Annotated in this window: 20 protein-coding genes; 5 read left to right on the plus strand and 15 right to left on the minus strand. The window is 25.5% G+C overall.

The window, feature by feature from the left end:
- Nucleotides 1-43: 43 nt before the first annotated feature.
- Both purL and AMYT_RS10475 read right to left on the minus strand, forming a co-directional pair.
- Entirely contained in the window at nt 44-2,254 is a 2,211-nt protein-coding gene (gene purL, locus AMYT_RS10470; protein WP_114842477.1) for a phosphoribosylformylglycinamidine synthase subunit PurL, read from the minus strand.
- Nucleotides 2,255-2,320: 66 nt separating this feature from the next.
- Nucleotides 2,321-3,313: a L,D-transpeptidase family protein gene (locus AMYT_RS10475; RefSeq protein WP_228197858.1), complete on the minus strand. Its 993-nt coding sequence runs from the start codon at nt 3,311-3,313 to the stop codon at nt 2,321-2,323.
- Between the two features lie 42 nt (nt 3,314-3,355).
- Here AMYT_RS10475 and AMYT_RS10480 point away from each other — a divergent pair, with 42 nt between their 5' ends.
- The 3 genes from AMYT_RS10480 to AMYT_RS10490 are packed head-to-tail and all read left to right on the plus strand — an operon-like array spanning nt 3,356 to nt 6,256.
- Nucleotides 3,356-4,534 carry a M23 family metallopeptidase gene (locus AMYT_RS10480; RefSeq protein WP_114842478.1) on the plus strand — a complete coding sequence of 393 codons (1,179 nt, stop codon included), beginning with the start codon at nt 3,356-3,358 and terminating at the stop codon, nt 4,532-4,534.
- A gap of 17 nt (nt 4,535-4,551) precedes the next feature.
- Nucleotides 4,552-5,904, plus strand: coding sequence for a magnesium transporter (gene mgtE, locus AMYT_RS10485; protein WP_114842479.1), 1,353 nt, complete (start codon nt 4,552-4,554; stop codon nt 5,902-5,904).
- A gap of 10 nt (nt 5,905-5,914) precedes the next feature.
- Nucleotides 5,915-6,256, plus strand: a complete 342-nt coding sequence (locus AMYT_RS10490) for a MerR family transcriptional regulator (protein ID WP_114842480.1) — start codon at nt 5,915-5,917, stop codon at nt 6,254-6,256.
- A 16-nt stretch (nt 6,257-6,272) separates the two neighbouring features.
- Here AMYT_RS10490 and folE read toward each other — a convergent pair whose 3' ends face one another.
- From folE to AMYT_RS10525, 7 genes are read right to left on the minus strand one after another with little or no spacing between them, the layout of a single operon-like run.
- Nucleotides 6,273-6,845: a GTP cyclohydrolase I FolE gene (gene folE / locus AMYT_RS10495; RefSeq protein ID WP_114842481.1), complete on the minus strand. Its 573-nt coding sequence runs from the start codon at nt 6,843-6,845 to the stop codon at nt 6,273-6,275.
- Between the two features lie 9 nt (nt 6,846-6,854).
- Complete coding sequence (locus tag AMYT_RS10500; RefSeq protein WP_114842482.1) at nt 6,855-8,030, minus strand: type II secretion system F family protein; 1,176 nt, start codon at nt 8,028-8,030, stop codon at nt 6,855-6,857.
- Complete coding sequence (locus AMYT_RS10505; RefSeq protein ID WP_114842483.1) at nt 8,020-9,396, minus strand: GspE/PulE family protein; 1,377 nt, start codon at nt 9,394-9,396, stop codon at nt 8,020-8,022. The genes AMYT_RS10500 and AMYT_RS10505 overlap by 11 nt, the downstream gene beginning before the upstream one ends.
- The gene (locus AMYT_RS10510) at nt 9,389-10,021 is read right to left on the minus strand and encodes a hypothetical protein (protein WP_129085762.1); all 633 of its coding nucleotides are present in this window, start codon (nt 10,019-10,021) and stop codon (nt 9,389-9,391) included. Before AMYT_RS10510 ends, AMYT_RS10505 begins: the two co-directional genes overlap by 8 nt.
- The gene (locus AMYT_RS10515; RefSeq protein WP_114842485.1) at nt 9,984-10,772 is read right to left on the minus strand and encodes a hypothetical protein; all 789 of its coding nucleotides are present in this window, start codon (nt 10,770-10,772) and stop codon (nt 9,984-9,986) included. The genes AMYT_RS10510 and AMYT_RS10515 overlap by 38 nt, the downstream gene beginning before the upstream one ends.
- Before the next feature lie 31 nt (nt 10,773-10,803).
- On the minus strand, nt 10,804-12,174 hold the full coding sequence (locus AMYT_RS10520) for a cryptochrome/photolyase family protein (protein WP_114843190.1): 1,371 nt from the start codon (nt 12,172-12,174) through the stop codon (nt 10,804-10,806).
- Entirely contained in the window at nt 12,164-13,108 is a 945-nt protein-coding gene (locus AMYT_RS10525) for a YbgA family protein (protein WP_114842486.1), read from the minus strand. The genes AMYT_RS10520 and AMYT_RS10525 overlap by 11 nt, the downstream gene beginning before the upstream one ends.
- A 335-nt stretch (nt 13,109-13,443) precedes the next feature.
- On the opposite strand from AMYT_RS10525, the gene AMYT_RS10530 reads away from it, so the two are divergent.
- Complete coding sequence (locus AMYT_RS10530; RefSeq protein WP_114842487.1) at nt 13,444-13,758, plus strand: DUF485 domain-containing protein; 315 nt, start codon at nt 13,444-13,446, stop codon at nt 13,756-13,758.
- Nucleotides 13,758-15,407 (plus strand): cation acetate symporter, encoded by a 1,650-nt coding sequence (locus AMYT_RS10535; RefSeq protein WP_114842488.1) that lies wholly within the window; start codon nt 13,758-13,760, stop codon nt 15,405-15,407. The genes AMYT_RS10530 and AMYT_RS10535 overlap by 1 nt, the downstream gene beginning before the upstream one ends.
- A 24-nt stretch (nt 15,408-15,431) precedes the next feature.
- On the opposite strand, the gene thiD is transcribed toward AMYT_RS10535, so the two are convergent.
- The 6 genes from thiD to era all read right to left on the minus strand — a co-directional run bounded on the left by thiD (nt 15,432) and on the right by era (nt 20,730).
- Nucleotides 15,432-16,202, minus strand: coding sequence for a bifunctional hydroxymethylpyrimidine kinase/phosphomethylpyrimidine kinase (thiD, locus tag AMYT_RS10540; RefSeq protein ID WP_114842489.1), 771 nt, complete (start codon nt 16,200-16,202; stop codon nt 15,432-15,434).
- A 12-nt stretch (nt 16,203-16,214) separates the two neighbouring features.
- The gene (locus AMYT_RS10545) at nt 16,215-16,907 is read right to left on the minus strand and encodes a LytR/AlgR family response regulator transcription factor (protein WP_114842490.1); all 693 of its coding nucleotides are present in this window, start codon (nt 16,905-16,907) and stop codon (nt 16,215-16,217) included.
- A complete protein-coding gene (locus AMYT_RS10550; protein ID WP_114842491.1) occupies nt 16,885-17,907 on the minus strand; it encodes a sensor histidine kinase in 1,023 nt (340 codons plus the stop codon). Before AMYT_RS10550 ends, AMYT_RS10545 begins: the two co-directional genes overlap by 23 nt.
- Nucleotides 17,904-19,298, minus strand: coding sequence for a phytoene desaturase family protein (locus tag AMYT_RS10555; protein ID WP_114842492.1), 1,395 nt, complete (start codon nt 19,296-19,298; stop codon nt 17,904-17,906). Before AMYT_RS10555 ends, AMYT_RS10550 begins: the two co-directional genes overlap by 4 nt.
- Before the next feature lie 145 nt (nt 19,299-19,443).
- The gene (locus AMYT_RS10560) at nt 19,444-19,635 is read right to left on the minus strand and encodes a hypothetical protein (RefSeq protein WP_114842493.1); all 192 of its coding nucleotides are present in this window, start codon (nt 19,633-19,635) and stop codon (nt 19,444-19,446) included.
- Nucleotides 19,636-19,845: 210 nt separating this feature from the next.
- A complete protein-coding gene (gene era / locus AMYT_RS10565) occupies nt 19,846-20,730 on the minus strand; it encodes a GTPase Era (RefSeq protein WP_114842494.1) in 885 nt (294 codons plus the stop codon).
- Between the last annotated feature and the right edge of the window lie 12 nt (nt 20,731-20,742).

The following is a 20,742-nucleotide window of genomic DNA, read 5'->3' on the forward strand; positions in this document are numbered from 1 at the left end:
AAAGCCAAACTCACTTTGAGTTTGGCTTTTAGACTTATTTTAATTATAAGTCTTGTTCAATTACTTTTTTAAATTTATTAAAGTAAATATCACTTGCTGCTTCTAATGAAATAGAAATATCATTAATACAAATTGTATTACCTTCAACTATACCAATTTCCTCACAAGCTATACCATTTTCTTTTGCAATTGCAATAAAGTTTTCTTTATTTTCAGGATTTACTTCAACTAAAGCTCTACTTAAAGTTTCACTGAAAATATCTTTACTATTTGCTAAATTTACATTTACTTTTACACCTTTATTTCCAACAACTGCCATTTTTGCTAATGAAACTGCAATTCCACCAACATTTACATCTTTAGCAGCTACTAAAAGGTCTTGTTTATTAGCTTCAATTACTGTATTCCAAAGTTTTAACTCTTTTTCAAAATCAACTTCAGGATGAACTCCAGCTACTTTATTATACATTTTTTTCATATATAAAGAACCACCGAATTCACTCTTTGTTTCACCTAATAAGAAAATAATATTTCCTTGTTTTTGAACACAAGAAGGTAAAACTTTATTTGCATCATCATTTACTCCAACCATTGCAATTGAAGGTGTTGGGAATACTCCTACCCCATTTGTTTCATTGTATAAAGATACATTTCCACCAATAACAGGAGTAATAAGCTCTCTACAAGCATCTTTAATACCTTCACAAGATTGAGCAAATTGCCACATAACTTCTGGATTTTGTGGATTTCCAAAATTTAAACAATCTGTAATTGCCTTTGGCATAGCACCAGTCATAGCAACATTTCTTCCAGATTCCATAACAGCTGCACTAGCACCTAATTTTGGATTAATATAACAAAATCTTGTATTACAATCAGCACTCATTGCAAGTGCTTTTCCTGTCTCTTTAATTCTAATTGAAGAACCATCTAATTTTCCAGGTCCTTTAATAGTATTTGTTTGTACCATAGAGTCATATTGACTGTAAATCCAAGATTTATCAACAACTTCCATATCACTAAACATTGCATCAAAAGCTTCTTGATTAGCAATATCTTTATCTAAAGTAATATTTGCAATATCTTTTAAGTATTCAGGCTCTTTAACAGGTCTATCTAATACTGGTGCTTGTTCACTTACTGGTTGAACAGGAACTTCAGCAACTTTTTGTCCATGCCAGAATAATTCCATATTACCTGTACTTGTAACTTCTCCAATAACAGCCACATCTAATTCCCATTTTTGGAAAATTTCGATGATTTTTTGCTCACTTCCTTTTTTAGCACAAATAAGCATTCTTTCTTGAGATTCAGAAAGCATAAAATCATAAGGAGTCATTCCCTCTTCTCTTGCAGGAACTTTATCTAAATGCATTATCATACCAGAACCACTTCTTCCAGCCATCTCAAAAGATGAAGATGTAAGTCCAGCAGCACCCATATCTTGGATACCTACAATTAAATCCTCTTTAAATAATTCTAAGCAAGCTTCCAATAGAAGTTTTTCAGTAAAAGGGTCCCCTACTTGTACTGTTGGTCTTTTTGATTCACTATCTTCATCAAAAGAAGCACTTGACATAACCGCTCCACCAAGTCCATCTCTTCCTGTTTTACTTCCAACATACATAACTGGGTTACCAATACCCTCTGCTCTTCCATAGAAAATCTCATCTGCTTTAGCAAGACCTAAAGTAAAAGCATTTACAAGATTGTTTCCTGCATAACACTCTTCAAAAGTTGTTTCTCCACCAATAGTTGGAACTCCCATACAGTTACCATAACCACCAATACCAGCAACAACCCCTCTTAATAAATATCTATGTTTTTGTGCAGTTTCACTATTACCTTCAATTGAAGCAAATCTAATTGAGTTCATATTTGCAATTGGTCTAGCTCCCATTGTAAATACATCTCTTAAAATTCCTCCAACACCAGTAGCAGCACCTTGGTAAGGTTCAATAAATGAAGGGTGATTGTGTGATTCCATTTTAAATACAGCAGCATATCCATCACCAATGTCAATAACACCAGCATTTTCACCTGGACCTTGGATTACCCAAGGGGCTTTTGTAGGGAAACCACTTAAATATTTTTTACTTGATTTATATGAGCAATGCTCACTCCACATAGCAGAAAAGATACCAATTTCTACATAATTTGGTTCTCTTCCTAAGATTTCTCTAATTTGTTCTAATTCCTCAAGCGTTAAAGAGTGCGCTAATGCAATCTCTTCAATATTCATCTCTTTTTGCATCTGTTACCTTAAAAGTTATTTCATAGTTAAGGTGCGATTATATCCAAAAAGGGGTTAAAAAAACTTTTATCCTTCAGATAGTATTTCTATTTTATTATCTTTAAGCTCTATAAATAGCTCTTTTTTCCCATCAAATTTGTAACTATTTGTTCTATAAACTTCATCCATTAGAACCTTATACATTTTTTTATTTAAAGAATTTGGATAAGGAATTATATTTATATTTGAAAAAATTATTGTTTTATCTTGTTTTCTTGAAAAAATTGTTTTTTTATACTCAGCAAAACTATTAAGTTCAACTCCATCATATCTTTTAAACTCTTTTGAGTAAAAAGATAAATAAGCATCAATATCAGACTTTTTCCAAGCATCTTTCCATTTATAAATTGATGATAAAATTAAACTTATTTCATCTTTTGTACTTTTTTTAATTTCATCTTTTGAAATTAGTAATAAAGACTCTTCTAAATCTATTGTTTTATCAAGGTTTTGTAAATTTGGATTATCTAAAGCTATACAACCTTTTGTAAACTCTTCTCTTTGCTGATTTAAAGGCATACCATGAATCCAAATTCCATGACCTTTTTTATTTAAAGCTTTATCAAAAGTATTAGGATATGAAGTAACTAGGGCTAAAGGACCATAAAAAGGATCTAATTTTGTAAGTTTATTTGTTAGTTTATAAACACCTTCTGGAGTTTTTAAATCACCTTCAACTTTTTTATCTCCTTGTTTTTCTCCAATAATTACACTATCTTTTAGAATTTCAGAAAATCTATTATCAACTTTTTTATATACTTTTAACTCTTTTGTATCTTTGTCCACAAAAATTAAAAATTTAGTAGATTCATAATATCCATAATCAATATTTTTATCTTCTAAAAATTTTTCCCAATAACTTTTTTCTTGTAATTTTTTTTCTAATTGTTCTTTTACAGCATCAATTCCTTGTGTTCTATATATATCAACTAAATCAGCAAACAAAAAAGTTATACCAAATAATAAAAGCCCTAAAAATCGCATACATACACCCCAACTATATTTATTTAAGTTTTGCAATTGTATAATAATACCCCTAATTTTTTTATAAAAGAAAGTTTCATGAAAATTATATTAATACTAATCATTTTTATTTCATCAATGTTTGCTTTACAAGTTCAAGAGCTAACTTGGCCAAAGGGAGATAGTTTTTTAACTTTTCTAGATAAATATAATATTTCTCAAAAATTATATTTTGAACTAGAAAAAGAAGATAAAGAGTTGTGTTCAGAGATAGTTGCTGGAACAGAATATAATCTTTTATTAAATGAAGATGGAACATTAAAACAAGTATTAATTCCTGTTTCTGAGGATATGCAACTACATATTTATGAAAGTAATAAGGGTGAATATAAATTTGAAGCCATTCCAATTTCTTATCAAGAAATAGAAGAAACTATTGCAATTGAGATTAAAAAATCTCCTTTTCAAGATATATTTGAAGCAACAGAAAATTTAGCTTTAGCAAATGAAGTTATGAGAGTATATGGAAGAAGTATAAATTTTAGAAGAATTCAAAAAGGTGATTTTGTAGCATTAAAATATAAACAAAAAATTAGAATGGGCAAATATTTTGGAAGCCCTGAATTAACTGCTGCAATGGTTGAAGTTAATGGAAAAAAACATTATAGATTTAAAAATAATAAAAATGACAAATATTATGATGAAAAAGGAAGAGGTTTTTCAAAAACATACTTTTTTAAGATACCATTATCATATAATAGAATTTCATCACAATTTACAAAAAGAAGATGGCATCCAGTTTTAAAAAAATATAGAGCCCACCTTGGAACAGATTTTGCTGCACCAAAAGGAAGACCTATTTACGCTGCGGGAGATGGGAAAATTATCTTTAGAGGTGTAAAAGGTGGTTATGGAAATGTTATAATAATTGATCATAAAAATGGTTATAGAACTTTATATGCTCATCAAAGTAGATTTAAAAGTGGTTTAAAAGTTGGAAGTTATGTAAGTAAGGGAACACATATTGGTTATGTGGGAAATACAGGACTAAGTTCAGGACCACATTTACATTTAGGTTTATATAAAAATGGAAGAGCAATTGATCCATTACAAGTTATAAAAAGAGGAAAAGAAATAAAGTTATCTGGAAAAGAACAAGCTACTTTTATAGCTAATACAAAAGATTATTTTAATGAACTTAATTTAGTAGTTAGTGATGAAAATAGAAAACTTCCTACAAGGTTGGCAAGAAAAGAGAGTTTTACAACAATACAATAACTACAAAAGGAGTTTAAATGCAAAATGAAAATATCATAAAAGATCCTAATGAACTTTTAGAGAAATTAGACAATCTTCACCCCTCTGACATTGCATACTCCCTTAAAAAAATAGAAAATGAAAGCGAAGATGACTTTTTCTATGTACTTAAAACTATGCCAGATGAAATTCTGGGAGAAGTTTTATTAGAATTACCTGACAATTTAAGAGAAGCAGCATATGAAGAGTTATCTATTGAAAAACTTACTGATGCAGTTGATGAATTAGAATCTGATGATGCAACAGATATTATTCAAGAAATTGAAGAAATAGATAGAGAAAAAGCTAAAGAAATTTATGAAGGTTTAGAAGAACAAGATAAAAAAGAGATTGATTGGCTTAGAAGATATGAAGAGGATGAAGCTGGTGCGTATATGCAAACTGAGCTTTTTTCTGCAAAGCTAAAAGAGACAATTGGACAATCAATAAAAAGATTAAAAGAAGCAAAAGCAGAAGATGCTTTAGAAAATATTCACCAAGTATTTGTTGTTAATGATGATAAGTCTTTAATTGCTTCAATTTTATTAGAAGATTTAATTATTTTTGATTTTGATAAAACATATGAAGAAATTTTAAATGAAGCTGATGAGTATAAATATAAACCTTTTAAAGTAAGTGATAAAACACATATTGATGAAGTTGCAAAACATGTTGAACAATATGACTTAAGTGTTGTTGCAGTTGTGGGTTATCAAGATATTTTAATGGGAAGAATTACAAGTGATGATATTTTAGATGTTATTGAACAAAATGCAACTGAACAAATCTATCAATTAGCAGGGGTAGATGAAGAGTTTGAGCATGAAGACAATCTTATTAATACAGCTAAAAAAAGAGCAATATGGCTATTTTTAAATCTAGGTACAGCAATTTTAGCTTCACTTGTTATTGGCTTATTTGACCAAACAATTCAAGCATATGTTGCTTTAGCAATTCTTATGCCAATTGTTGCCTCAATGGGAGGAAATGCAGGAACACAAACACTTGCAGTTATGGTAAGACAATTAGCATTAGGAGATATTGAGTTAGAAAATGCAAAAGATGCAGTAAAAAAAGAGGTTTTTATCTCTTTATTTAATGGATTTTTATTTGCATTAATTATGGGAGTTATTGCTTGGATTTGGTTTGATGAAAAACTACTTGGATTAGTAATTGGTCTTTCAATGATTGTAAATTTATTTAGTGCAGGTTTTTTTGGTGCATCAATTCCTTTAATACTAAAAAAATTTAAAATTGACCCAGCAGTAGGAAGTACAGTTTTACTAACAACTGTTACAGATATAGTTGGCTTTTTTAGTTTTTTAATGCTTGCAAAAATTATACTTTTATAAAAGGACTTTTATGGCACTACTTGATAATGAAAAGTGTATTTTACCTATAAGCAGTATTGCAGAACTTTTAAGTACAAAACCTAGAACTTTAAAAATGTATGAAGAAAAAGGTTTGTTTCCTCAAGCTGAGGGAAAAATAAAAAAGTTATATTCTATAAATGATGTTAGATATATTGCATTTGTTCACTATCTTGCAAGTATAAAAAAAATAAATGCAAATGGTATAAAATATATTTTAGAAATGCTTTTAAATAATATGGATGAAAAAAATAGAAATGATTTTTTAGATATTGTAGAAACAAAACTTGAAAAAATCTCCACAAAAGATGTGGAAGATATAGAAAACTTTTAAAATAAGGAAAAATTCCTTATTTTATAGAAGCTGTTGAAACAATAGATAAAAACTCATCTTTTGTTTTTTTATTTTGCTTAAATAATCCTCTTAAAGCGGAAGTAACAGTTGTTGAACATATTTTTTCAACTCCTCTCATCTCCATACACATATGTCTAGCTTCAATCATAACGGCAACACCTTTTGGATTTAAAGCATTATTAAGTGCATCGCAAATTTGTTCAGTCATTTGCTCTTGAATTTGTAATCTTCTAGCAAATACATCTACTACTCTTGGTATTTTACTAAGTCCTACTACTTTACCATTTGGAATATATGCAACATGAGCTTTACCAATTATTGGCAACATATGATGTTCACATTGTGAATAAAATTCTATATCTTTAATTACAACCATTTCATCATTTGTACTTGTAAAAAGAGCTGAATTTATAATCTCTTCTGGATTTTGTTTATATCCGCCACACATAAACTCAAAAGCTTTTCTTACACGACTTGGAGTTTTTACTAACCCTTCTCTAGTTACATCTTCACCAATATATTCTAAGATATTTTTTATTGAGTTTTCAAACTCTTTTTCGCTAATCATTCTTTTCCTTTAATACTTAATTATTTCACTAATACTCCAAATGGGTACAAATATAGCAAATATAATCCATAAAATTAACCCTAGTATTATTATAAATACAAAAGGCTGTATCCAAAAGCATAGTGACTTAATTTTTCTTTTATAACTATTTTTATAAATCTTCTCAATCTCTAAAGTTGCTTTTTTCAAACAGTTTGAATTTTCACCTGTTTGAATTAAATTTAAAACTACATCATCAAAAATTTTTGTACTTGAAAAAGAGTAGCTTATACTTTTACCACTTTTTAAAAGATTTTCAATTTGCGTTATTTTATCCAAAAGATATTTGTTTTTAATTAAACTACTAAGACTATTTAAACAAGAGTGAAACTCATAGTTTTCTTTTTGCAAAATATTTAAAATAATAAAAAGTCTATACATTTGAAGATTAAGAACTAAAGAACTAAATATTGGAATATTTTGTAAAATAATCTTATCAAACAGATATGCACACCTTTTATTTAATTTATAAAATATATAAACAACTATAAAAGATAGTGAAAATATTATATTTAAATGCATAAAATAGTTCTTCAAAAAATCTTTTAACTTAAATAGTAAAAGAGTTGCTAAATTTTTATTTACTCCCTCTTGAAAAAGAAATAATTCAAAAGAGGGTAAAACTATATAAAAAATACTAAAAATACAAAAAAATAAAGTTATAAGTAAAATAAAAGGATATGAAAAAGCTTTTATTAACTCTTTTTTTATTTTTAAATTAAATTTTAAAAAGTTTGTTAAAGCATTAACTGTTAAATATATATTACCTTTACTATTTGCTATTTTAAAAAAATTTTTAACACTACTATCAAGACTAAAAGAGAGTGAATTAAAATCTATACCTTTCCCACAATTAATATTTTCAAGTAAAACAGAAATAAACTCTTTTATATTTTTATCTTTTTTATTTTTTAAAAGAAGTTCTAAAGCCTCTTTAATATGTATTTTGGCTTTTAACATTAGATTTAATTCTAAAAAGAAATAATAAGCTGTTTGTAAAGTGATTTTTTTCTTAAATAAATTAAAGGTTTTAGACTCTAGCTTTTTTATTTCTATTATATTTTTATTAATTTTTCTAAGTTCTTTTTTCTCTATTATTTCTTTATAAAGTTTAGAGTTTTTTTGATAGGTAATCTCATACTTCATCTTCAAAACCTAAAACTTTATAAACCTCATCTAATGTGGTAAGTGATTTTTTTACTTTCTCTTTTGCATCATCAAGAATATTTTTAAATTTAATAGTATTTAAATAAGTTTTAAAACTATCAAAGGTTTCATTTTTAGATATTAGTGAACTTAAAACTTCATCTATTTTAATAACTTCTGCTATAACTGTTCTTCCTAAATACTTAGTATAGTTGCATTTATAGCAACCTTTAAAATTACAAAAAGGGCAAACTTTTAATACTAATCTTTGATAAAAAATATATTTTAAAGTGGAAGATAATAAAAAATTTTGGCACTTTAAATCTAATAATCTACTTATGGCATTTAAAGCATTACTTGAATGAATAGTTGAAAGAACTAAGTGGCCTGTTAAAGAAGCTTGAATAGCAATTTGCAAAGATAAAGAATCTCTAATTTCTCCAATAAAAATTATATCAGGGTCTTGTCTTAAAATATTTTTCAACACACTATTAAAAGATAAGCCTCTTTTTTTATCAATGTTTATTTGACAAATATTTTTAATTTTATATTCCACAGGTTCTTCAACTGTAATTATCTTTTTATTTTTATAATCTAAACTTTTTAATAAGGAATATAAAGTTGTTGTTTTCCCACTTCCTGTAGGTCCACACACTAAAACTAAGCCCTGAGTTAAACTACTAATCTCTTCTAAACTCTTAAAAATATTAGAAGAAAACTCTAAGGCATTTAACTTTTTATCAATAGTTTTATTATCTAAAATTCTTAAAACAATTGATTCTCCATATAGTGTTGGTAAAATAGAGACTCTAAAATCATAAATACTATTTTGTATAGATTTACTAAATCTGCCATCTAATGCAAGTTTATATTGGGTAATATCCAAGGAAGCTTTTAATTTAATAATTGAGCTTATAACTTTATAAAAATTTTTATGAAAATTTATTATATGTTTTAATTTACCATCTATTCTAAACTTAATACATAAATAATCATTATGTGTTTCAAAATGAATATCACTAGCTCTTTTTTCAATTGAAAAATCTAGTAATAAAGTTAAAAACTCTTCTATACATTCTTGAGTGCTATTTGTTTTTACAACTTCTAAACTTAAATTATATAAAGCTATTCTTTTCTCAATATCACTTAAATAAAAGAGTATCTCTTCACTTTTAAATTCTAAGAATTTTGTAATATTAAAAAAGCAGGTTTTTGCAAATTTTATATCACTTTTTTTGCAAACTGCACAACTTGTATAAATCTCATCTTCAAAAAAAGGCAAAATCAAAGCTTTTTCTAAAGCTTTTACATCATATTTTTTTACAAAATTATAATCTATTATTAGCTCATAAAACTCTTTATTCATAGAAAACCTTTTGAACTTTATTATCTTTTTTAAATTGTATAAAATCATCTGATATGCTTATTATCTTATATGAATTTATATAATCACCCACTGTATACCACCTATTTTCAATAAATACATAATTCATTACTACTGCTTCTATTTTAAAAGCAAATTTTTTATTTTCTTGCTTAAAATCCTTTAACTTAAATCCTTTATTATTTAAATAAAACTTTTCAAAACCTACTTTTAAACTAACTAAAAAACTATTTTCATTTTTTAAAACTTCCATATGTTTAATATAAGAAAAATTATTATAGGTTTCAAGATAATAAATAGTTTTGACAAACTGCATAAAACTTGCAAAAAAGCTTAACTGTACTTCAGTATTTATTTGTTTGATTTCTTGCAAATTTATATTGTTGTCATTAAAGTAGTTTGTAAAATCTTTAATTATTTTTGTTTGATTTTTATTAAATATTCTATTTTCTTTTTGTATAGTAAAATTAAAACTATTATTATCATTTATAAGAATTAAAATTGTGATACTTAGAAGTATTGGAATTGAAAAAAGCTTTATTTTTTCAAAAAAAGAGAGTTTATCAATTTTATTTTCTAGTAGTATAAATACTTCCAAAAAGTTCATAATATTTACTTTCTTCATTAAAAGATACTTCTTTTGTATCCAAATATTTTTTATTGTTATTAATAAACTTATAAAGCGAAACTTGCTCTTTTGAGTAAAAAACCACTTTAAATTCCCCCTTTGTAAAGTTAAGATTTTTTATATAAATATTTGAATTATTTATTTCTTTAAATAGTTTAATTAATTGTGTAGAAAGAAGTTTTTTTTCTTGGTATAAACTAACTTCTTGCTTTTTTAAATTTTTATTTTTAAAAAGAGAAAATAAAGCAAATGAAAAAAGTAAAGTTGCTAAAAATAAAAATAGATATTTAAATTTTATATTTGAAGAAGAATTTATATCTTTTTGAAAAGATAATGAGTTTAAATAAATTGGTTCAACAGAAGAAAAATTAAATCTTTTAAAAAAATACTCTTTTATTTGTTCTTTAGTTAGTTTATATTTTAAATATTGATAATAGTAAAGTTTCTTATTTTTATATAAAATAAGATAATTTTCATATACAAAAAGTGTATAAATACTCTCGTTTTTAATATATTTTTCCAAATTAGAAAAATAGAATTTATTTGTTTTAAAAATAGTAATTTGATAGCTATTAAGCTCTTTTATAAAGGTATAAAATATATTTTCATTTATTTTTACTTTTATACCTTTTAATTTTAATGAAGTATCTATAAACTTATCAAGATTCTTTTGCAAAATCTCTTCATCAACACTAATAAGAACTGTTTTAAAATCAATAAACTTTTCCATAAAAAAGTTTAACCAATAATAACTAAAATTATTATTTAATGCTTTTTGCTTTTTGTAAAAAATTCACTCTTGCTAAACTATGTTTTACTATTGGTTTTACATAATCTTTAATCTCAGTATTAAATAAAAACTCTTCATCATGTAAATTTTTTGCTTCAATATCTTTTAAAATAGGTAAATATTTTTTTATATATATTGCATCTTTATCAAATTTTTTACTTTGTGAATAAGGATTAAATACCCTAAAATATGGTTGTGCATCAACACCTGTACTAGAACTCCATTGCCACGATAAGATATTTGAAGCAGCATCATAGTCCATTAAATACTTAGCAAAAAACTTTTCACCTTCTTGCCACGGTAACATTAAGTGTTTACAAAAAAAACTAGCTACTATCATTCTTACTCGATTGTGCATATTTCCTGTTGTAATTAACTCAGTTACTCCAGCATCAATAATAGGAACTCCTGTTTTTGCACTAATAAAACTCTCATATAACTCTTTATCAAAACTATAAGGAGCAGTTTTTTTAAAATCTTCTTTATGTAATTTAGGAAAATGAAAAAGTAAATAAGCATAAAAATCTCTAAAAACCAATTGCCTAAAAAATCCTTCTGTTTGATGTTTTTGTCTTTTTAATTTTATTAAATATCTTAAAATCTCTCGAACACTAATAATCCCAAATCTAATATCTAAACTTAAATTTGAAGTAGCATCTAAATTTAAAAAATCTCTATTTTCTTCATATTTATCAATTTTAAACTCCAATTGTTCTAATAAAACTTTTGGATTTTTATAGACTATTGAATTGCCATTAAAACCAATTGAGTTAATTTTTAATTCTTTGAAAAGCTTTTTAGTACTATCAAACTCTATAATAAAATTAAAATCACTATAATTATATAAATAATTATTTTGTTTTTTATACTCTAAAGAGTGTTCTTTTACATAAATTCTTTTTGCTTCTTTAAAATATGGACTAAAAACTACATATGGACTTTTATCAGCTTTTAAAATTTCATCTACATTGTAAATATAGTTATCTTGCAAAGGATTAAATTTTATTATTTTAGAGATTTCCAAATCTCTATTTTTTGCATAGTTATCATAATCAATAGAAGCATATACTTCATTAAAACCATAATCTTTTAAATAATTAAAAACTTCTGTTGGTTTTGCATAAAAAATAAGTAAATCCAAGTTAATTTTTCTAAGATTTTCTTTTAATTGTAGAACTCTTTTAAAAATATAATCAACTCTTTTATCTTCTTTTTCTAAAGTATTTAAAATCTCTTTATCAAATATAAATATAGGAAGAACTTCACCTTCAATACTTAAAAGTTGAACATCTTCTACTCTTAAATCTCTTCTATACCATAATATTGTTTTTTTATTTTCCACTTTTAATATCACTTCTTAATGCTAACTCATCTGGATAAGGTTGTAAAAATTTTTGTTTTAATAAAAACTCTTTATTGTATTTTACACTCAATAGTTTAATTAAAGCAATTACTGTTATTAAAGGTATAATTTTATTTTTATAATCATCAATTAGCTTTTTAAGTTCAACTTTTTCTTCTTTTGTAAGTTCTTTTTTAAAAAAACCTACCATATGCTCTAAAACATTAACTGTTTTACTAATCTTACTTTTTGTATTAATTGTTTGAAAAAAAAGCTCTTTATAGTTATTAACTATCTCTTCTAAACTTTTTGATTCTTGATTTGCTACTATTTTGCCCAACTGTCTATATAAAAGTTCATTTTTTGAATGAAGCAAATATTTATATGAAGTATGAAATTCCACTAATTGGCTAATCTTACTAATACTATTACTTAATTTTTGCATATCACTATAAGCAAAAATTTGCATAATAAAGTTTTCCCTAAGCCAAGCATCATTTAGTCTTGCTTCATCTTCTATGGCTAAATATGGGAATTTTTCTTTACATAAAGCAGCAAAAACTCCATCTTTTTTCCCTTGTGGCATACCATTTTCATAATACTTTGCATCACCTAAACCACAGCTTGGCGATTTTGATTTTAGTATGATTCCACAAATAGGAAAATCTTTAAGTTTAGATGCTTCTTTTAAAGAAGATTCCATTATTTTTTCAGTTACATCCTCTTTTGTAAAGACTGTCTTAAGGAAAATTTTATTTTTCTCACTAATTATTCGAATAGTCTCTCTTGGAGTTCCCAAGGCCAAATGTTCTGGACAGAAATGTACAAAATCTGCGTATTTACTTAAAGTATCTAAAATAAACTTATCTTTTTGATTTGTACCATCATATCTTACATTATTGCCTAATAAACAACTTGAAACAGCTAGTAACATACCTTTTCCTTAAATAAAAAATTATAATATATTATAGCAACATTATTTGGTTTTTAATACACAATTTTTGTTCATTTATCATTATATGTTTTTATTATAAATAATATCACTATTTTTTATATTTTTGATTTTTATTACAATAAGTAACATTAAAAAGCATATATACTTATATATTACTTTAATTATATTATTAATATATTTAATAAAGTTTATTAGATAATTTTTATGTGTAGAATTTGCATACTTTATATTTTTACACATTTTTTACATAAATTTATGTTTCAAAATGAAACATTTATTTTTATTATGTGTAAATTTAAGAGAGAGGAGAGAGGATGAACGAAGAATTAGTAAACAAGATTGAAAATCATCCAAAGTATATTGAACTAATTTCAAAAAGAAAAAGTTTCAGTATTAAACTTGGAATTTTCGTATTGGTTATGTTTTATGCATATATTTTAACTATTGCATTTAACAAAGAAATTTTGGCTACAAAAATAGGAGATGGTCTTACAACTATTGCATTTCCAATAGCTTTAGCTATTTTAGTAATTAGTTTTATAACGACAATCATTTATGTAAGAAGAGCAAATGGTGAATTTGAAGATTTAATCAATGCTGTAAAAAATGATGTAAAGGATTCGTTATAATGTTTAAGATTATTGCACTACTACTATTAACTTGTTTTTCAATGTTTGCTGCGGGTGATGCAACATTTGAAGCAACAAAAAGAGAGTTAAATATTCCTGCTATTATAATGTTCTTTATTTTTATTGTTGGAACATTAGGAATTACTTATTGGGCTGCTAGAAAAACTAAATCTGCAAGTGATTTTTATACTGCTGGTGGAGGAATTTCAGGATTTCAAAATGGTTTAGCAATTGCTGGAGATTATATGTCAGCAGCAGCATTTTTAGGAGTTTCTGGACTTATTTACTTAAAAGGGTATGATGGAGTTATCTATGCTGTTTCATTTCTTGTTGGATGGCCAATTATTTTATTTTTTATGGCTGAAAAATTAAGAAACTTAGGTAAATTTACATTTGCTGATATTGCTGCATATAGACTTGGACAAAAAGAGATTAGAACTTTAGCTGCATTTGGTTCATTATCTGTTGTTATTTTATATCTTATTGCACAAATGGTAGGAGCAGGGAAACTTATTCAAGTTCTTTTTGGAATGGAATATGAGTTTGCAGTTATCCTTGTGGGTGTATTAATGATTATTTATGTAACATTTGGTGGTATGCTTGCAACTACTTGGGTTCAAATTATTAAAGCATGTCTATTACTTTCTGGGGTTTCATTTATGGCGGTTATGGTGTTATACCACTTTAATTTTAGCTTCGAAAGCTTAGCTGTTAAAGCAGTGGAAAATCATGCTTCAGGTGAGTCTATTTTAGCTCCTGGTGGATTTATTTCTGACCCTATTTCTGCTATTTCTCTTGGTATGGCACTTATGTTAGGAACAGCTGGTCTTCCACATGTTCTTATGAGATTTTTTACAGTTGGTAATGCTAAAGAAGCTAGAAAATCTGTTGTTTATGCAACTGGTTTTGTTGGTTACTTTTGGATAATTATTACTATTGTTGGATTTGGTGCAATTGCATTTTTAAATAGTGCAGAAGGTGCACAATATTTTGTTGATGGAAAACTATTTGGTGGAAATAATATGGCATCAATTCACTTATCTCATATGTTAGGTGGAAACGCTTTCTTAGGATTTATTTCAGCTGTTGCTTTTGCTACTATTTTAGCAGTTGTATCTGGTTTAACACTTGCAGGAGCAAGTGCTATTTCTCATGATATTTATGCAAATGTTATAAATCCAAATGCTAGTGATGAAAATGTTGTTAAATTATCTAAAATTACTGTTATTATCGTAGGTATATTAGGAGTTATTTTAGGAATAGCATTTGAACAACAAAATATTGCATATATGGTTGGTCTTGCATTTGGTATTGCTGCATCTGCAAACTTCCCTATTTTATTCTTATCTATTTACTGGAGAGGATTAACAACAAGAGGTGCATTTATTGGTGGATTTATTGGTCTTATAACTGCTGTTACTTTAGTTGTAGTTGGACCAATTGTATGGGTACAAATTTTAGGAAATGCTGAGGCATTATTTCCATATAAACACCCTGCACTATTCTCTGTAACTGTAGCATTTGTTGCTATTTGGTTTTTCTCAATTACTGATAATTCACAAAAAGGAAAAGCTGAAAAACAACTGTTTAGAGCACAAAATATTAGGGCTGAAACTGGATTTGGAGCTGCAGGAGCAGTTGATCACTAGAAATATAAAGGGGAAATTTCCTCTTTATATTTTAACTTTATGATTTATTACACCTGTACCTTTACCAATATTTGGAGCAGATAAAATAGCTTCATATACATACTCTTTTGCCTTTTTAATCGACTCTTCTAAAGATTTACCCAAAGCTAAATTTGATGCAATTGCAGAAGATAAAGTACAACCTGTCCCATGAAGATTTTTTGTTCTAATATATGGAGTATGAAAAGATTTTATATCATTTTTAGTATATAAATAATCAATACTATAAATTATATTATTTATCTCTTTTATATGGTTTTTTATAAGAACATTTGTTTTTAATTCTCTAATTTTATTTAAATCATGTTTTTTATCTTCTTCATAATTAAATAATTGTCTTGCTTCATACATATTTGGAGTAATTAACTTAGCATATTTACAAAGTTCTTTTAATTCATTTACTGCTTCTGTTTCAAGTAGAGCTGAACCTGCTTTTGAAACAAAAACAGGGTCTAATACAATTGGTATATCAAGATTTCTAATTGAGTTTTTAACTACTTGTATAATCTCTTTATTAAAAAGCATTCCAATTTTAATAGCTTTTATATCTAAATCTTGTAATAAAGATTCAATTTGAGATTGAATAAATCTTGGGTCTACTTCATATATATCTTTTACTCCGGTTGTATTTTGTGCAGTAAGCACAGTTACAACTGAAGCTCCATATAAACCATGGGCTTCAAAAGTTTTCAAATCTGCTTGTATCCCAGCTCCACCACATGAATCAGAGCCAGCAATAGTAAGAACAGCTTGCATAAAAAAATCCTTTTAATTATCAATAAACTCTCTAAATTTTTTTGCACCATCTTTACTTGAAATTACACTATCTTTTATATTTGTAAAGAAAAACTCTATTTTACTTTGCTCTAAAGTCTTCATACTTTTTACATAATCAAGATTAATTATATATGATCTGTGTATTCTAAAAAAATTTGGTGTTGTAAGAAAATTTTCCATATCTGATATTTTTTTACTATAATAAGAAAAACCATCTTTTGTTCTAAAAATTACTTCATTTAAATCAGCTTGTATATAGACAATATCTTCTGGTTTTAAAAGATAAGCTTCATCACCATTTTTAGTTAAAAACTTAATACTTTTTTCTTGTTTTTTATATGAGATTGCTCTATTTATACTTTTTTGTAAATCATCTTTTGAAAAAGGTTTTAATAAATAATCAATTGCCCCTATTTCAAAAGCTTTTAACGCATACTCTTCATATGCCGTTTGGAAGATTACAAAAGCCTCTTTATTATTTGCAAAAATTTCAGAAGCCAACTCTAAACCACTAATCTCAGGCATATTTATATCAAGTATATAAATATCAAAATTATGTGTATTAGTAAGAGCATCAAATTCTTGTTTATTATTTGCAATTTCGTAATAATATTTTAATTCTTCTAAAAATCTTATCAATCTTTTTATTGCAAGCTCTTCATCATCCATTATTAATATCTTCATTTTTCTTTCCTATTATAATTTTGTATGTGGGTAATTCTTTATTTACTAGCAAAACTTTTCCATTTAAAAGTATTTCCAATCTCTCCTTTAAATTCTTAAGTCCAATTCCAAAACTATCGTTTTTAACGGGTTTACCATTATTTGAAACAATTATTTCAAACTCTTTATTTTTAATACAAACTATATTTATAATTAGTTGTTTTTTATTTTTATCAAAACCATGTTTTATTGCATTTTCTACAAGTAATTGAATAGAAAACTTTGGAATTAAAATTTCAAAATACTCTTTTTTTATATCTAAATTTAAAACTATTTTATTTGAAAATCGAACATTTTCTAAGAAAACATATCTTTTTAGATTATCAATTTCATCTTTTAAACTATTTAAAGCAGACTCTTTCATACTCTGTCTTAAAAATTTTGAAAGTTCAACTAAATTCTCTTCTGCTTTATTTATATCTTCATGCAAAAGTTCAACTAATGAATTTAAAGAATTAAATAAAAAGTGAGGATTTAATTGCCTTTGCAAAGATTTTAGCCTACTATCTAAAAGCAGTTTTTCATTATGCTCTTTTTTATTACTCATTTTTACAAATTGATATAAAAGTGCTGCAACAAAATATGTAAGAAAACCTATAAAAATAGAAAAAAGAATATAGCTATTTTTAAATTTTTCAATTAAATAAATATCAAAAAAAATAGATAAAAAATAAGTTAAAATTGTACCTAGAAAGCCAGATAAAAAAGAAAAAACAATTGCCAATAAAATCCAATATTTTTTTGAAACTTTTGGCAAAATATAGTTATTTAAATAGTTTATAAAAACCATTGAAAACATAAAAATATCAATACCTAAAAGTAATCCAAAATATAAAGCATTTTGTATATTTTCATCTATTAAAAAGTAACTGTAAATAGATAAAATAATAGAAAAGAATATGGCTATTATAAAAATAAAAAACCAATCTTTAACTTTTATTTGTAATTCTAGATTTTTCATATTAACCTTTGAAAATTTTGAACTCCAAGCATAACTCCTGGCCAACCTTGAGCAGCAAATGTTGTATCACCAACATTATACAGACCTTTAATAGGAGTATCATTTGAAGGTAATCTAAAAACAAAATTATTAAATTTTACAGCAATTCCACCCAAACTTGTCCTATTTATATATCTTTTAAAAGTTAAAGGGGTTGCAGCAAAACATTTTATAATTTCATCTTCTTTTATATTTAGCTTTTGACATATTATTTTTTTTATTATATCTTTTAACTCTTGTTTTTTCTCTTTTGTGTTTTCATACCAAAATGAATTTTTTGTATGAATTGAAACTGTTATACTTCCTTTCATTTTTATATCATCATTACTTCCAAAAGAGACAAATAAAGAGTTAGAAATAGTATTTTCTAAAATATTATCTAAAATTATTTGGTAGTGAGAATCAAAAATTCTATTTGTATTTATTTTAAAATAGACCATAAAAGCAGATACACCTAAATCAAACTTTTTATATTTTGAAATATACTCTTTAATTTGTTTATCCTCAAATAAACAACTACTTTCAAATAAGGAACTATTTAAAACAATATTTTTACTTTCTATTGTAGTTTTATTAGAATGTACAATAAAACTATTTTTTGTTCTTTCGATTTTTTGTATAAACTCATTTACTCTTAAATCCTCGATTTTTTCACTCATAGCTTCAAAAATAGAACCCATTCCACCATAAATATAATAATTTGGCATAAATTGATACCCTAATGCTAAAGCACAAGTTAAAAAGTTCACTTCATTTGTTTTTGCTTGAGCAACAATTAAAACTTGATTATCAATAAAGTCTAAATACTCTTTTGAAATTCCTTGAAAAAAGCCATTTATAAATTTATCAGCTTTGATAAATAAGTATGAATAAAATTTTTTAAATAGTGTTTTAAAAGAGTATAAAGAGCTAAGTTTTGAAAATAGATTTTTATTAGAATAATAGTAATCATTAATTTGAAAAAATTCTTTATTTATATTATAAATTAAAGTATAAAATTCTAAATTTTTTTTATTTGGAAAAGCTTGATTTATTTCAAAAATAAAACTATCAAAATCCCTAAGTCGTTTTATTTTTTTATCACCTATTAACACAGTTAAAGAGGAGTCTAAAAGTTTTTTATTAAACTCTATATTATTTTCTTTAAAAAACTTATATAAAAATGTTCCTTCCTTATAACCTGCAAAAGTTGTAGCTCCACTATTGTAAAAGTAGTTACCTCTTTGAAAAGTTGATGCACAACCACCAAGATATGGCTCTTTTTCAAAAAGAGTAGTTTTATATTTTTTAGATAATAAAACTGAACAAGCAGTACCACCAATTCCCGCTCCAATTACAGTATAATCGTTCATTTTTAATCCATAAGTTTTATTATTAGTTTAATGTTTTTTTTTGATAAATTGTAGATTTATAATGTTAGTTAATAAAACACAGTTCTATTATAATATATAAATTAATACCTAAAAAGGTATTAATTTAAAAGTTTGTTCTTATTTATTAGAATTCTTCATCTTCATCATATTCATATTCGTCATAGTCAACAGTAAATATTTTAGGATAACCTAATTTTTGTAATTCTATATCGATATTTTCTTCAGATAGTCTATTTTTAACCCTATCCATAATAATTTCAATATCTTCTTCTTTTACATTATTCGCTCTTAGCTCATAAATAATTGACAATTGCATTATATTCCTTAGTAAATACAATCAATGAATACCGTCTCTAAATTAGTTTTAGATACACCAAACTTACTTAACATTAAAATTATAATAAAAATTTTATTTGTTTTTGTAAAATTGAAAAAATTTTTTTATTTTTTCCCAAAAAATGGTGCTTCGAGTAGTTTAAGAAAAATAGAGTTTTTAAGAAAAAAACTCTATTTTTTTGAAGATTTTTTAAAAAGTTACATCATAACCTAGTTCTTTTAATCCTTTTTTATCTTTTGTCCAACCTTTTTTTATTGAAACAAAAAGTTCTAAAAAGCATTTTCTACCAGTTAATTTTTCTATTTTTGTTCTAGCATCTTTGCCTATTCTTTTAATAGCAGTTGCCCCTTTTCCTATAATCATACCTTTTTGAGTACTTTTTTGTACAATAATAGTAGCTTTTATAACATCAACATTAGGTTTTTCTTCTACTTTATTTACAATAACATCTGTTTCATAAGGAATTTCATCTGAAATATTTTCAAAAATTGATTCTCTAATAAACTCTTTAAATATATCTCTTAAATGCTCAGTTGTCATAATTTCAGGGTCAAATAAATATGGGTGTTCTGGAAGATATTTTACAACTTCATCTAAAATATCAGAATGTTTTGTTGCTTTTTTTATTGAAATTGGAATAATTGCTTCATATTTATCACTATATTTTTCATATTCATGAATTTTTTGTAAAACCTCTTCACCTGATACATTATCTATTTTTGTAAGTAATAAAATATGTTTTACATCTTTTTTATTTTTTTCTAAAAAACTTTCATAGTGAGTCAATTTATCTGTAACTGGTGCTAAAAATAGGATTACATCACAATCCCCCATTGCTTTTAAGGCTTCATCTAACATAAATTGATTTAAAAGTTTTTCTGTTTCATGTAGTCCTGGCGTATCTACAAAAACAATTTGATTATCATTGTGCATTACAATTATATTAGATCTTTTTCTTGTTGCATTAGCTTTGTGTGAAACCATTGCTATTTTTTCACCTACAAGCCAATTTAGAAGTGAGCTTTTACCTGCATTGGGTCTTCCTACTACAGATACATAACCACATTTTGTCATTAATTCTCCTCA

It is taken from the genome of Malaciobacter mytili LMG 24559, from assembly GCF_003346775.1.
Taxonomy (GTDB): domain Bacteria; phylum Campylobacterota; class Campylobacteria; order Campylobacterales; family Arcobacteraceae; genus Malaciobacter; species Malaciobacter mytili.